A 13,380-nucleotide genomic window follows, 5' to 3' on the forward strand; every position below is an offset into this window, starting at 1 on the left:
AGTTAATTGAGCTCTCCAAAGGAAGCAGTCGGCATTACGGTCAAAAAGAGCGAAGACTTTAGCGAGTGGTACACGCAGGTGGTGCTCAAGGCCGGCCTTGCCGACTATGCGCCGGTAAAGGGCTTTATCGTGCTTCGGCCTTACGGCTATGCCATCTGGGAGTCTATCCGCGACCTGCTTGACCGGCGCTTCAAGGAGACGGGCCACCAGAACGGCTTTCTGCCTGTCCTGATACCTGAGAGCCTGCTCTCAAAGGAGGAGGACCACTTTGCCGGCTTTACTCCTGAGGTGTTCTGGGTGACAAAGGCCGGCGGAAACGACGTCGGCGAAAAACTCGCGCTGCGCCCGACATCAGAGACGCTTGCGTATTCGATATTTGCAAAGTGGATAACAAGCTACCGCGATCTGCCGTTGAAGATAAACTTCTGGAACTCTGCTCTTCGCGCTGAGATCAAGGCCACCAAGCCGTTTGTCCGCACGTCAGAGTTCCTCTGGCAGGAAGGCCACACCGTGCACGCGACAGCACAGGAGGCCGAGCAGGAGGTCATGACCATCCTTGACATCTACCGGGAGCTGATAGAAGATTACTTGGCAGTGCCTGCAATCCGGGGCTTCAAGAGCGACAAGGAAAAGTTTGTCGGCGCAGAATACACGATGACGCTTGAGGGCATGATGGCAGACGGAAAGGCGCTGCAGATGGGCACGTCGCACCACCTAGGCCAGAACTTTTCAAAGCCTTTTGAGATAAAGTACTTGGGCAAGGACACGAAAGAGCACTTTGCCTGGCAGACTTCTTGGGGCGTTTCGTGGAGGCTGATAGGCGCGCTCATAATGGTGCACGGCGACGACAAGGGGCTGATAATCCCGCCAAGAGTCGCGCCGGTGCAGGTTGTCATAGTCCCGATACACAAGGACAAGGACGCCGCGCTTGTCAAGGGCAAGGCGGCAGAAATAGCGCAGGAGCTGAAGAAGGCAGGCATCAGGGCGCACGTCGACGACAGGGACGAGTACACGTCGGGCTGGAAGTTCAACGAGTGGGAGATGAAAGGAGTTCCATTGCGCATCAACATAGGCACCCGCGACATCGAGAAGGGCGTGCTCGAGTTTGTGAGACGCGACAACCGGGAAAAGGCACAGCACGAGCAGTCCAAGCTGGTCGACGTTACAAACGACCTGCTCGGCAAGGTCCAGCAAAAACTCTACGAAAATGCAAGGACAATACTCAACGGGTTCATGAGCAGGCCGGCGACCTATGACGACTTTAAAGCAGCGATAGATAAAGGCGGCTTTGCCGCGGCCGGCTGGTGCACGGCGCAAGAGTGCGAGCTGAAGATAAAGGACGAAACCGGAGCGGACATTCGCGTCATACCATTTGACCAGGAAGGCAAACCTGACAGGTGCATATACTGCGGCGAGCCTGCGAAAAAGCTGGCCTTTTTCGGAAGGGCATACTAATAAAGGAAAGGCTTTGACCTAGTCCAGTTGGTCAGCATCGGGGACCTGTTCCCCTTCGACAATGAGCTTGGGTATCTCAGCATACTGCTCATCAGCTTTGTCGGAAGCATAGTCGTGTTCATCCCAATACCGTACGCCCCGGTGCTCCTGGCTGCCGCCATCAGCGACAAGCTCGACCCGCACCTGATAGCAGTTTCAAGCGCGGCAGGCGCAGTCATAGCAAAGACGATAATCTTTTTCGCAAGCTACTATGGCCGAAACCTGCTCAGCACAAAGACAAGAAAACGCATGCTGCCGCTGCAGAGGCTTGTCAGCCGGTACGGCTGGCCCGGCGCGTTTATAGCCGCCGCGACGCCGGTCCCGGACGACGTCGTCTACATACCGCTTGGCCTTGCCAAGTACAGCCCGTGGAAGTTCGTGACTGCCACTTTTGCGGGCAAGTTTGCAATGAACGAGGCAATAGTGTGGAGCGCAATCCTGCTTGGCAGGCCGCTTGTGGAAGACGTGGTCACAAACACGCAGGACACGCTGACGCTTGTAGTTCTCACGGTGGCAAGCGTCGCCATCATGGGATTGGTGATATACTACTCGCTCAGGATAGACTGGGGCAAGATAATAGGCAAGTGGTTCCCGTGGGCCGTCAAGGACGACGACGAGGAAGAAACCTAGGCCTTTCTGTCAGAGTCTACCCCGCGCTTTAGCTCGATCTCGACATAGTCCTCTTCCATGCCAGTCACGCAGTCGGTGACCACCGGAAGCACGGGCTGGAAGCGTATCTGGCCTGCGGGGACCCTTCCTTCCTTCTGCAGCATGCGCAGCTTGCCCTCGATTCCTGCCCTGTGGTCGTCGCACACGACTGCCACCATGTACTCGCCGTCGCTGGAATGGACAGAGACAACCTGCGTCGGCGGCAGCCTGCACTCCACGCCGTCCACCTTCACGGAGCACGACTCGGGCAAAAGCACGGATGCGACTTGTCGTGCTCGGTATAAAACCTGTACGACCAGTCTGCACTTTTGTCAGGTAATCTCAGAAATTTAGTTTATAAAACGGTACTGCAGCCATGCTGGTGTAATGGGGAGTCGAAGAAGAAAGACCAGCGCCCGGCCGATGAAAAAGACCGCCATGGTTGACGGCAGGTGTCCCAAGTGCACGACGATTGTCAAGTTCAAGGTTTCAGGGCCCGTGGGCGACGAGATCTACGAATGCACCGGCTGCATGTCCAAGTTCCACATAAACGACCTTTAACTGCCCTCGGCGGCTATCTGCGCTAGCGGGACCTGCGAGGGGTTCCTGTATTTCACGACCTGCGAGACGCCCTGCCTCGGGTAAACGCCATAGATGAGCGACGCCTTTGCAACCGTCGAGTCCTTGAGCGTCACCATTATTATCTGGCTGTTCTGCGAGCGCTCAGTCAGCACCTTTGACAGGCGCTCAGTGTTCTGCGCGTCAAGGTGCGCGTCGACCTCGTCCATCAGGTAGAAAGGCGACGGCTTGAGCGACTGGAGCGCAAGCAGGAACACGGTGGCAGTTATCGTCTTTTCGCCGCCCGACAGCGCAGTTGACTCGCGGGCTACCTTGCCTGGAAACGCCACCAGGAGCATCACGCCTCCTGCAAACACGTCGTCCGGGTTTTCAAGCTCAAGATGTGCAGTCCCGCCGGTGAGCCTTGCAAACGTGGCGCGGATGTCAGAGTCGACCCTGTTGTAGGCCTCCATGAACATCTCCTTCTTCTCCTTGACTATCTGCTCTATGAAAGAGACAATCGAGTTGCGCTCGCTTTCAAGCTGGTTGCGCCTGCTCGACATGCCCCTGTAGCCTTCCATGACCTGCACGTACGCCTCGTCGGCGCGCAGGTTGATGCGCGACTTGACACCCTCGTATTCTTTTGACAGTTCTATAATCGCGGCTTCGACGTCCATAGAGTCAAGCAGGCTCTTGTAGCCAAGCCATACAAGGTCGTTTGTCAGCCGCGCTTCTTTTTCTGTCAGGTCAGAAACGTCCTTTTTCAAAAGCGCCGACTCGCGCTCTAGCACGTTGTTCTCCTTTGTCAGTCTGCGCTCGTCCTCTGACCGCGTCTTTATCTTGCGCTCGTACTCCTGCAACACGCCGTACGCGTTCCCGGACGCGTCGATTATCTGCTGCTCCTGGTCCCTGAGCGATTTCAGTTCCGCCTCAAGCGACTGCGACTTTGACTGCAATTCGTCGACCTGCTTTTTCCTCTGCTCAAGCTCCATCGACAGGCGCGTCTTTTCCTCCTCCAGCTGATCGAGCTGGCGCCTGTCAAACTCGAGCTTGCTTTCGATGCCGCCAAGCGCGGTCGATATCTGGCTCAGCTCGATGTTTGCGCCGTCCGCCTGCTTGACCACCTGGTTGCGCTCCACCTGTATCGACGCAAGCTCGGCCTTTGCAGCAGACTCGTCGATGGTCGCAAGGCGCGCCGACACGCGCTCGGCAGAAGGCGCGATGAGCTCAAGCCTCCTCCTGAAAACTGCAAGTTCTGTAGCAAGCGACTGGCCCTCCGACTCGAGCAGGCCAGCCCTTGAGACGAGCTCTGAGAGCATCCTCTCTTTTGCCCTTGCCGCTTCCTGCTCTGACGCAAGTCTGGACTCTTTGTTTGAAATGTTCAAGTCAAGCTTTATCTTTTCAGCCTCTGCGGCTGCCAGGCGCTCTGATGCTTCGCGCAGCTGGGCGTTCTTTTTCTCCACCACCTTTGCCAGCTTGCCCAGCATTTCGCGCAGGCCCTCTACAGAACTTCCAAGCAGTATCGCCTTTGTCAGGTCAGATATCTTGGAACCAAAGTCAAGCGCCATCGAGCCGCCTGCGGGCTCGAACAGCTCGCCTTCTACCGACACTGCCCGGAATCCCTGCCTTGCAAGCATGTATGCCGACGACGAGTTCTTAACAAGTATCGTGTCTGAGAACAGGAACTCGGGCAGCCTCTCGTACTCGCTGTAGACAACGCCTGACAAATTGCCTATGACGTTCCTGTCGCTTCCGGTGTTCTTGCGGCCTGACCTGTAGCGGTTGACAATGTCAAGCGGGATAATCCGCAGGCGCGGGAGCTTTTTCTCCTTTGCGTACGCCGCAACTGCTATCATGGCCCTTACGTCGTCGACCACAAAGGCCTTCATCCATTCCGCGCCGGCAGCAAGCACGGGGCGCTCGTAACTTTTTTCATAGCGTATCAGGTCCCTTACAAGGCCCCTTATGCCGAATTTCTTGCTGTCCTTTGTGAGCTCGGCTATCGCAAAGTCCTCGTTCATTGCGTGCTTGGCGATGCTCGCCCTTTCTTCGAACTTTATCGCCATGCTGTCGGCCTTTGAAAGGAGCGTGGCCGAGCCTGCAAGCTCGTGCTCCAAAGTGGTCTTGACCTCTCTCAGGCTGTCTATCTCCTTTGAAATCTCGGCCAGCCGCGCGCCGTCTGACTTGAGCGCCTGCTCCATGTCTGAAATGCGCGTCCTTGCCGCGTCAATCTCTGCCCTGAGCGATGCCATCGCGGAATCGCCCGAGCTTGCCTTGTAGGTTATCGTGTTTATCTTTTCTTCAGTCCTTGCCGACGCAAGTTCCATCGCGCTTTTCAGCGATGACAGGCGCTTGAGCCTTGATTCGAGCTTTTGCCTTGCGCCTGTGTAGCGCGCAATTACTGCAGTTATCCTTTCGACATCCGCGTTTATGCCATCAAGCCTTGTCTTGAGCGATTCGAGCGCTGCTTGTTTTTGCTCCTTTTCTGCGCGCAGGCGCTCTGCTTCTGTCTTCATTCCGTCGCCCCTGCCGGATATCTCCTGCCTGCCTGATTCTATCTGCGGCAGGCGCCTCTCAATGTCTGCAATCCTCCTCTGCGCCTCGCCAAGCATCGCCTTTGCGCGCTCGGAATCGTGGACGATTGCAGCAGTTCGAGTAGCTATCTGCGCCTTGGCCTTGTTTGCCGCGTCGACTTCTTCCATGAACTTGACCTTTTCAGTTTCAAGGCCCTCTATCTCCTGCCGAAGCTCGTCTATCTGCTTTGTCAGCTGCGCCGAGCGCTGGTTGTTGCCGTCAAGTATCTGGGTGCTTGTCGCCAGCTTGTTCCTTACAATCCTAATGTTGTTTGATATCTGGACTGCCTTGAACCGCTTTAGTTCAGACCCTATCTGCTCGTAGCGCAGCTGGTCGTTGCGCTCTGCTTCAAGTTCGTCGATGCGCTTTCGGATCTCGCCCATCCTTGCAAACGCCACCTCGAGGCGCCTGTCAGCCTCGTCCAGCTGCTTCATCGCCTCTGCCTTTTTCTCGTCAAAGTACGACAGCCCGACGATGTCCTCTATTATCTTCCTGCGCTCTTCAGAATTGAGCTCTGATATCCTGGTAATCATGCCCTGCTGGACTATGTTCAGCTTGTTTGGCGCCGAGAGCACGACTTCGAGCAGTTCCATGATGGCGGTTTTCGATACTTTCTTGCCGTTCAGGAGGTACTGCGAGTCGCCTGTCAGCCCTTCCATCTCCCTCGTGAGGGTGACCGTGTCCTCGTCCATAGGTATCCCGCGGTCGAGGTTGTCAAACGTGATGCTCACCCTGACAAGTCTGTGGCCCGGGTTCTGCGAGTCGTGAAATAATGATTGAAATTTGTCGACCCTCATGGCCTTGGGGCTGTTCTCGCCTATTGCAAACATGATGGCGTCAAGTATGTTGCTCTTGCCAGAGCCGTTTGGACCGGTGATAGCGACGAGCCCATTCTCAAAGTGCACGACGGTGTTGCGGAATCCAAACGACTTGAACCCGTACACTTCTAGCTTCTTTATGTGTACCAAGCGCTACTGGGTTGAGAAGTTGCAAACGGCTAATATGCGTAGTAGCAGAGGTTACAGCTCCTTTTTGTGAATTTTTTTTAATCTCATCGTCTCAACGACGATTGCAGATGTTACCTTTCGCGCTTGCCCTCTACGAACTCGAGGAAGTTGGCCTTTGCCACGGAATAGGGCATCTGGATGGGCGGGTGCTTGAAGCAGTAGGCCGAGATGCTCTCAAGAGGCCCTGAAATCCCTCTGTCGATGGCTATCTTGGCACAGCGTGCAGCGTCTATCATGACGCCTGCAGAGTTGTAGGCGTCCACCACCTTCAGCTTGAGGTCAAGTTCCACCGGGATTCCACCAAAATACTGGCCCTTTATCGAAATGTAGCACACCTTGTCGTTGTCGAGGAACTCGACGTAGTCGGACGGCCCTATCCTCATGGGCACCGGGTAAGGCGCCATTGCCGCCACTGCCGAGGTCTTGCTCACCCTCTTGTCCTCGAGCCTGTCCTCGTCGAGCATGTTGTAAAAGTCCATGTCGCCTCCTATGTTCAGCTGGTACGTCTCGTTGACCCTGACGCCCCTGTCGACGAACAGCTTCACCAGCGTCTTGTGGACGACTGTTGCCCCGAGCTGGCTCATCACGTCGTCGCCTGCGCACGCAAGCCCGCGGCCTACAAAGGCCTGCTGCCACTTTGGAGTAGAAGCGATGAATACCGGAATGGCGTTGACAAACGCGCAGCCCGCGTCAAGGGCCGATTCGGCATAATACTGCGTCCCGCGCCTGCTCCCGACTGGGAGATAGTTCAAAAGCATCTCTGCGCCGGTGTCCTTTAGCACTTGCGCCACGTTGACTGTAGGCCCGTCTGCAACCTTGATCTTTTGCGCCAGGTGCCGGCCGATGCCGTCGTGGACCTCGCCTTTCTGCACCTTGACGTCCATCCTGTCCATCTCCTTTACGATGCGGACCGTGTTGTTGGGCTTTTCAAATATGGCGTCTGAAAGGTCCTTGCCCACCTTCTTGGCGTTCACGTCAAAGGCCGCCACAAACTCGATGTCAGATGGCTCGAGCCCTCCCAGGTTGTATGCAGTGAGCCCTATCCAGTCGCTTTCCTGCTTTTTTGCTTCGGGGTTTTCGCGGTAATAACGAGTTCCTTGGATGAGTGCAGAAGCGCAGTTGCCAATGCCTGCAACGGCAACCTTGACCTTTCTACGCATTGCTATTTTGCAATCTGGTCAGCTTAATATATCTTCTAGACTGCCTCTGCAAGCTCGGGCCGCTCCTTGCTTATCATCTTGCCAAGCCCGCGCATGTAGTTCCTTGCAAAAGTAGTGACAGGCTGCGACGAGTACCAGATGCAGCCAAGCACCTCGCAGTCGTGGCATGTCTTTGCGATGTCCCACTGGGGCGCGCTCCATATCTCGTCGACTGAATGCTCAAGCAGGCTGTACGTGTTTTCAGGCGAGTTGAACTTCCAGCACGGGACCATGACCGTGCCATTGCCGTTTACAAAGATGCTCTTCCACACGCCGCACTCGTCAAAGTGGCCCCTGCCGTCCTGCAGTATCTGCTGGAAATACTCTGGCGGGATCATCACCTGCGGCTCTTTCTTTTTGCCCATGTAGTCAAGGATGCTTGCACAGACCTTGTTCATGGTTTCTCTGTCTGGTAACAACGAGTAGTCGACATCGGACCGGTCCTCGACAAAAGTGAACGAGACCGCGTTTGCGCCAAGCTCCTTTGCGCGGTCAAAATACGTCTGGTCGATGAATTCCTGAGTGTTGTATTTTGTTATGACGCTGTTGAAGTAATGGGGCACCTTGTGCTCTGTCAGCAGCTGCAGGTTGTCCATCACCCGCCTGTACGTCTGCGGCGTCACGCCGCGGACCTTGCAGTACGGCTCTTCAAACACGGAATCGATGCTGCACGTGACAAACTGGATGTACTTTTTCAGCTCGTCAAGGTCGATTGTGTGCAATAGCGAGCAGTTGGTGATGAGAGTGATGGGCATCTTTTTTGAGTGCAGGTAGCGCACAAGCTCCATAAAGTCAGGCCTGCTCGTGGGCTCGCCTCCCTCTATTATCGACCACACGCAGTGGCTAGATACCTTGTCAAACACGGTCTTCCACTGCTCAGTCGTCAGGTCCTTTCTCCTTGCAAGCACTATCTGGCCCTCCTTGTCCGCGTCGCCAAACGGGCACATGGGGCAGTAAAAGTTGCAATAGTGCGTCATTGAAAACACGGCTATCACCGGCCGCCTTCTGCCGACTGCCATGTTTGCGCCCCACTTGCTCAGGAGCTTCAGCGTGCGGATGGTGTCGACCACCATTTCCCTAGACTTCAAGTCTGACGTATTTTTGCGTTGTGTGCGCAAACTTGACAAGCAACGCCGGCGCAACCATGCAGGTGGACGCGCTTTCGTTCGGGGCCGAGGTGGTGGCAGTCTCTGCGTCAGGAGTGCTTGCGCCCGGGCCGCTGTTTGTCGCAAACATGCTGTGCGGCTCGGGACAGGGAGCGATGTCCGGCGTCAAGGTGGCGCACGGCCATGCAGTGGTGGAAATAGCAGTCATTGTGGCTGTTGCCGCAGGATTGTTTTCCGCGCCGGCGTTTGTTGAGCAATATTCCGCTCCGATAGCAATCGTGGGCGGGGTCGCCGTTCTTGGCTTTGCGGCGCTCCAGGTGTATTCAGTCTTGAAACAAAGAATACAGGAACAAGCGACGCAAAAGAGGACGCCCTTTGCGATAGGCGTCGCGCTGACAGCGCTCAACCCGTTCTTTCTGGTCTGGTGGCTGACAGCGGGGCTGAAACTCGTGGCAGACTCGTCCTCGTTCGGGCCGGTCGCAGGCGTGGGCCTGCTGTTCGGGTTGCACGTCTGGATGGACTATGCCTGGCTCGGCGCCACCGCATACCTTGCGTCAAAGGGGAGCTCGGTGCTTGGCTCAAAATACTATAAAATAATGATGCTTGCACTTGCAGGCGTCCTGGCGTACTATGGCACGCAGTTTCTTGCAGGCGGCCTACGCCCTTGAGATGGGCACTTCTATCGTAGAGACGTTTCGCATCTTGCCGTCTTCAGACGTCACCTGCTCCGAGCCGAGCTTTATCTGGCCTATCTTGTAGCCGATGGTGTCCATCCTCTTCACTATTATCTGCGCCACGTCGACAGCCCTCGTGATGCTCTTGCCCCTTGCCTTTATCAGGACCGTCGGCTCATTTGCCAGCTGGACCAGCGTGGCCGTGACGTAGGTCATGAGCGGCTTTTTGCCGATAAAAATTTCGTTGCTTGCTTTTGGCGGTCTCGTGGTGCTGGTGCTGGTAGACAATGGTGCCCCTTATTCGGAACGGTGGCATATAACGTTTATCGAACAAAGATCAATTCATAGGCCCGCGTGTTTTTTCAGTATGCTTTCTAGATCCGCGGGGTTTTCTGCGATCTCTTTGACCGCGTCGGGGTCGTCTACCTCGTAGCAGTTGAGAAGCCCGAGCTCGTCCTTGTAAAAGAGGTACACCTTGTTCTCAAAGACGCAGTGGTACAGCTTTTCCGGCTCCATGCTTTCTGCTTTTATCTTGATGCCTTCTTCATTTACTGCAACGGGATAGTCGCCGGACACCAAGTGCTGATTGGTTGCGAGCCGTATTTAATTATACAACGTTGACCCTGACTGCCTTGAATACCGCAAAGTCGCCCTGGTCTGCGCCCAGCATAAGCACGTACTGCCCCGGCGCAAGGTCCGGGTCCGGTGTGAACACGTACGACACCTGCCTTGAGCCGCCCGCGTCAACGCTTACAGACTGCTGGCTGAATATCCCAGTCGAGCTGCCGAGCGTGCCGGTGCTTGTGAAGGTGCCTGCCGACACCATGCTCACGTCAAGGGCGCTTTCAGACGCAAGGTCTACTTTTATCTCGGCGCTGTCGCCCCTGCTCACCGTTATCTCTTCTGGGGCAGACACCGAGAGCGGCACCTGCGCGTTTGACACGTTGCCTATCTTGTTCTCGGTCCACTCTGTGAACCACACCTGGCCCGACGGCCCTACCGACATCTGGAGCGTGTTTGAAAGGCCGCATTCGTCGGCGCCTTCTGCGCAGTTGGCCCACTTTGCGTTCTGCGTGGGTATCCAGTACTCGGTCATTGTCTGCGTCGACGGGTCGAACCTGTTTATCTTGTTACCCACGTGCTGGTTGAACCACAGGTTGCCGTCTGCATCTGTCTGTATCCAGTACGGCAGGGTGTACGCCCCGTCAGACGGCGTGGCGCCAAGGACCCTTGCCGAAAGCACTGACGTGGAGTACCTTGTAATGTCGCCAGTTTCAGGGTTTAGCATGAAGAATATGTTTGTCGCGTGGTCCGTGACCCAGAGGTTGCCCTCGCCGTCAACGGCGGTGCCGACAGGAGATTTCAGGTCTTCTGGCAGGTCGTACACGGAAACCTCGTTTGCCTCAACGTCGTACCTGTAGATCTGGCCCTTCTGGTCAAAAGCAAGCACAGACGTCCACACCACCTCGCGCTCGCGGTCTACTGCCAGCGAGCCCGAGACTACGCCAAATTCAATGTCTGAAAACGCGTCGAGCGGAAGTTTTATCTCTGTAAAGCCGTCCAGCGTGCCGGGGTTCATCTCTGCCACGTTGCCAAAGTACAAGGAGTTGGACCTGACACCCACAAGGTAGATGTTTCCTTCAGAATCAAAGTCAAACGATATAGGGCCGGATGCCGGCGACTTGAAGCTTGCAAACTCGCCGGTCTCTTTGTCAAACTTCCAGAGCAGGTTTTGCCTGTCGTCTGTGAACCAGATGTTGCCGTCGCTGTCAATCCTGGTGGCCCATGTCATGGAAAAGACGCCGGGGTCGGGGTTTGAGCGCGCCGGCCACGACGGGATTGCAAACTCTTCGAACTTGCTTGTCGCAAGGCTGTAGCTGCCAAGCGTGCCCTGCTTTGTCGAGAGGTACCACACCCTGTCGCTGTCAACCGCGATGCCAAGCGGAAGCTCGCAGTCTGATGGCAGCACGTGCTCTGTTATGTAGGCGTTGGAGTTTGCCGGGCTTTCTCCACAGAACCGCGCCTTGTTGGCGGCTATGGTCTGTTCTCTTTGTTCCCGTGCAAGCTCCTCCGGTGTCTTGGCCGCCGGTCCCCTTCCAAAGGCCGTGACGGCCACGACAGAAACAGCGAGTATGCCGATAACGACGTAAAGAATTATCCTCTTGTTTGCAGGACTGCCCTTGCGGGACAACGAACGCCGGTTTTGTTTTTCCACATATAACCCTTGTCTGGGTCCGGCAGGCATTAAATGTGGCCTGCGTACAGGACCCCTGTTTGACAGAGCAGACTCCTGCGAAAAAGCAGGCCGGAAGGCACCTGTTTGGTTACCTCTCGGTGCTTGTTTCTGCCGCGCTGTTCGGCTCTGTATTCACGGTAGCCAAGGTGCCTCTTGCAACGGTGGACCCGCTTGCGCTTGCCGCCGTGATATACGTCATTTCAGGTCTTTCGCTCATACCGTTTGCCCGCGCGTCTTTCAGGCTCAAATCGCGCAGGGAGCTGCGCTACATGGTGGCGCTCACTGCGTTTGGCGGGATTGCGGCCCCGATTCTCCTGCTGTACGGACTGCAAGGGACGAGCGCGTCGGACGCGTCGATTCTCACAAACGGCGAGGTGCTCTTTACGATAGTCCTCTCGTCGCTCTTTTTCGGCGAAAGGCCAAAGGGGATGCTTGGCATGGCTGCAGTGGGCATAGTCATCGCCGGGCTTTTCATGGCAACGACTAACATGGAAGTGTCAGACACAATCCTGCAGTTCAACGCCGGCAACATCCTGATACTTGCGTCGATGCTGATGTGGGCAATAGACAACAACATCAGCCGCAGGCTCACCACGTTTTCAGACATCAGCCCTGCCAAGATTGCGATGCTAAAGTCGCTCTTTGGCGGGCTCGTCCTGCTGGCGGTAGTTGTAGCTGCTGGCAAGCTGGGCGCGCTGTCCGGCCTTGAAGTCAACCTCTGGCTCATAATAACGGGTCTTGCCGTGTCAGGCTTTGGCGCCGCGCTGCTGTTCTTTTTGCAGGGCATCAAGCACATCGGCACGATAAAGACGATGTCGGTGTTCTCGACCACGCCTGTGTTTGGAATAGCAATAGCGGCGATAGCGCTTGGCGAGTCGATAACTGTCTTTCAGGTGGTGGCAACGGGGCTGATAATAGCCGGCATACTGATACTGAGCCGGCGCTAGAGCAGCTTTAGTTTTTCAGTGACCTTGTCTACCAGGTCTTCAGGCGCCGGCCCTATGCCGACGCAAGTAGCGGTGCCGGGCTCTATCTGCGTGCGGCCGCTGTCGTGTACAAGTGCCACTGGCAGTTTCAGGCTGTCTGCGTGCTTTTTCACTTCCATCAATTGCTCGAGGCTCTGCACCTTGACGACCACCTTTGCCTGGCCGCCTTCAAACCACTCTGAAAACCAGTCGGGCTTTTTCTCCTCCGCCTTTTTGGCGGCCATGAGTGACGCGTGGGCCACCTGGGCGGCAATCTTGCCCGTGCCCATGCCAAGGTCACGCCTTACCACCATCACCTGCTTGATTTCCACGCTCCTATAGTTTAATTATCAGAGTGAGAAATACGTTGCTGGACTTTCTCTCATGCCGGGCTTTCAGGTCGCAGTCGCAGGCGGAAGCATATCCGGCCTTTTGGCCGCGAGGGAGGCGGCAGCCGGCGGGGCCTCTGTCGTCGTGCTTGAAGAGGACGCCGAGATAGGGACGCCCGAGCACTGCGGCGGCCTTGTTAGCATGGAAGGCATCAAGAACCTCGGGATGGTTCCTGACGCGATAGAAAACGACAGGATAAAGAAGGCCAGGATAGTCTCGCCGTCTTCGGGGTTTGAGGTAAATGCCGAGCGACAGAAGGTGATAGTGCTTGACCGGCGCGCGCTTGACAAGCAGGCCGCGCTGCAGGCTCAGAGGGCCGGCGCAGAAGTCAGGGTAAAGTGCTCGGTGCGCTCTATCCAGCGCGACGACACAAGTTATGTTGTCAAGACTTCTGACGGCGACTTGAGGTGCGACTATTTCATCGACGCCCGCGGCGTCGCTTCAATAATCAACCGCAACAGGGAAGGCGTGCTCTCGTCGGCGCAGTACGAGGTGTTTGCGCCCTGGATACCAAGGGACACCATAGAGG

At 56.1% G+C, this 13,380-nt stretch carries 14 protein-coding genes; 6 read left to right on the top strand and 8 right to left on the bottom strand.

Annotated elements, in window-relative coordinates; translation table 11 throughout:
* The first annotated feature begins 6 nt into the window (after positions 1 to 6).
* Together proS and HXY31_RS07175 are read left to right on the top strand one after the other, a co-directional pair.
* Positions 7 to 1,455: a proline--tRNA ligase gene (gene proS, locus HXY31_RS07170; protein ID WP_292641380.1), complete on the top strand. Its 1,449-nt coding sequence runs from the start codon at positions 7 to 9 to the stop codon at positions 1,453 to 1,455.
* A 27-nt stretch (positions 1,456 to 1,482) separates the two neighbouring features.
* Positions 1,483 to 2,124 (top strand): VTT domain-containing protein, encoded by a 642-nt coding sequence (locus tag HXY31_RS07175; RefSeq protein ID WP_292641382.1) that lies wholly within the window; start codon positions 1,483 to 1,485, stop codon positions 2,122 to 2,124.
* Here HXY31_RS07175 and HXY31_RS07180 read toward each other — a convergent pair.
* A complete protein-coding gene (locus HXY31_RS07180) occupies positions 2,121 to 2,420 on the bottom strand; it encodes a hypothetical protein (protein WP_292641384.1) in 300 nt (99 codons plus the stop codon). The genes HXY31_RS07175 and HXY31_RS07180 overlap by 4 nt on opposite strands.
* Positions 2,421 to 2,529: 109 nt before the next feature.
* Between HXY31_RS07180 and HXY31_RS07185 the strand changes: the two genes are divergently transcribed.
* Positions 2,530 to 2,703: a hypothetical protein gene (locus tag HXY31_RS07185; RefSeq protein WP_292641385.1), complete on the top strand. Its 174-nt coding sequence runs from the start codon at positions 2,530 to 2,532 to the stop codon at positions 2,701 to 2,703.
* Here the strand turns inward: HXY31_RS07185 and HXY31_RS07190 are convergent.
* The 3 genes from HXY31_RS07190 to HXY31_RS07200 form a co-directional block, all read right to left on the bottom strand.
* Complete coding sequence (locus HXY31_RS07190) at positions 2,700 to 6,242, bottom strand: chromosome segregation SMC family protein (RefSeq protein WP_292641387.1); 3,543 nt, start codon at positions 6,240 to 6,242, stop codon at positions 2,700 to 2,702. The genes HXY31_RS07185 and HXY31_RS07190 overlap by 4 nt on opposite strands.
* Positions 6,243 to 6,352: 110 nt before the next feature.
* Positions 6,353 to 7,441 (bottom strand): inositol-3-phosphate synthase, encoded by a 1,089-nt coding sequence (locus tag HXY31_RS07195; protein WP_292641389.1) that lies wholly within the window; start codon positions 7,439 to 7,441, stop codon positions 6,353 to 6,355.
* Positions 7,442 to 7,476: 35 nt separating this feature from the next.
* Complete coding sequence (locus HXY31_RS07200) at positions 7,477 to 8,553, bottom strand: radical SAM protein (protein ID WP_292641391.1); 1,077 nt, start codon at positions 8,551 to 8,553, stop codon at positions 7,477 to 7,479.
* Between the two features lie 47 nt (positions 8,554 to 8,600).
* Here HXY31_RS07200 and HXY31_RS07205 point away from each other — a divergent pair, with 47 nt between their 5' ends.
* On the top strand, positions 8,601 to 9,254 hold the full coding sequence (locus HXY31_RS07205) for a LysE family transporter (protein ID WP_292641394.1): 654 nt from the start codon (positions 8,601 to 8,603) through the stop codon (positions 9,252 to 9,254).
* Here HXY31_RS07205 and albA read toward each other — a convergent pair.
* From albA to HXY31_RS07220, 3 genes are read right to left on the bottom strand one after another with little or no spacing between them, the layout of a single operon-like run.
* On the bottom strand, positions 9,243 to 9,548 hold the full coding sequence (albA, locus tag HXY31_RS07210) for a DNA/RNA-binding protein AlbA (protein WP_292641396.1): 306 nt from the start codon (positions 9,546 to 9,548) through the stop codon (positions 9,243 to 9,245). The two genes, HXY31_RS07205 and albA, sit on opposite strands and share 12 nt — an antisense overlap.
* Positions 9,549 to 9,602: 54 nt before the next feature.
* A complete protein-coding gene (locus HXY31_RS07215) occupies positions 9,603 to 9,836 on the bottom strand; it encodes a hypothetical protein (RefSeq protein WP_366933088.1) in 234 nt (77 codons plus the stop codon).
* A 31-nt stretch (positions 9,837 to 9,867) separates the two neighbouring features.
* Positions 9,868 to 11,451: a hypothetical protein gene (locus tag HXY31_RS07220; protein ID WP_292641400.1), complete on the bottom strand. Its 1,584-nt coding sequence runs from the start codon at positions 11,449 to 11,451 to the stop codon at positions 9,868 to 9,870.
* An 83-nt stretch (positions 11,452 to 11,534) separates the two neighbouring features.
* Between HXY31_RS07220 and HXY31_RS07225 the strand changes: the two genes are divergently transcribed.
* Entirely contained in the window at positions 11,535 to 12,443 is a 909-nt protein-coding gene (locus tag HXY31_RS07225) for a DMT family transporter (RefSeq protein ID WP_292641403.1), read from the top strand.
* Here the strand turns inward: HXY31_RS07225 and pth2 are convergent.
* On the bottom strand, positions 12,440 to 12,793 hold the full coding sequence (gene pth2, locus HXY31_RS07230; RefSeq protein ID WP_292641405.1) for a peptidyl-tRNA hydrolase Pth2: 354 nt from the start codon (positions 12,791 to 12,793) through the stop codon (positions 12,440 to 12,442). The genes HXY31_RS07225 and pth2 overlap by 4 nt on opposite strands.
* A 52-nt stretch (positions 12,794 to 12,845) precedes the next feature.
* Between pth2 and HXY31_RS07235 the strand changes: the two genes are divergently transcribed.
* A partial coding sequence (locus tag HXY31_RS07235; protein WP_292641407.1) for an FAD-dependent oxidoreductase occupies positions 12,846 to 13,380 on the top strand: 535 nt, incomplete at its 3' end.

Source organism: Nitrososphaera sp., from assembly GCF_013388945.1.
Lineage (GTDB): Archaea > Thermoproteota > Nitrososphaeria > Nitrososphaerales > Nitrososphaeraceae > Nitrososphaera.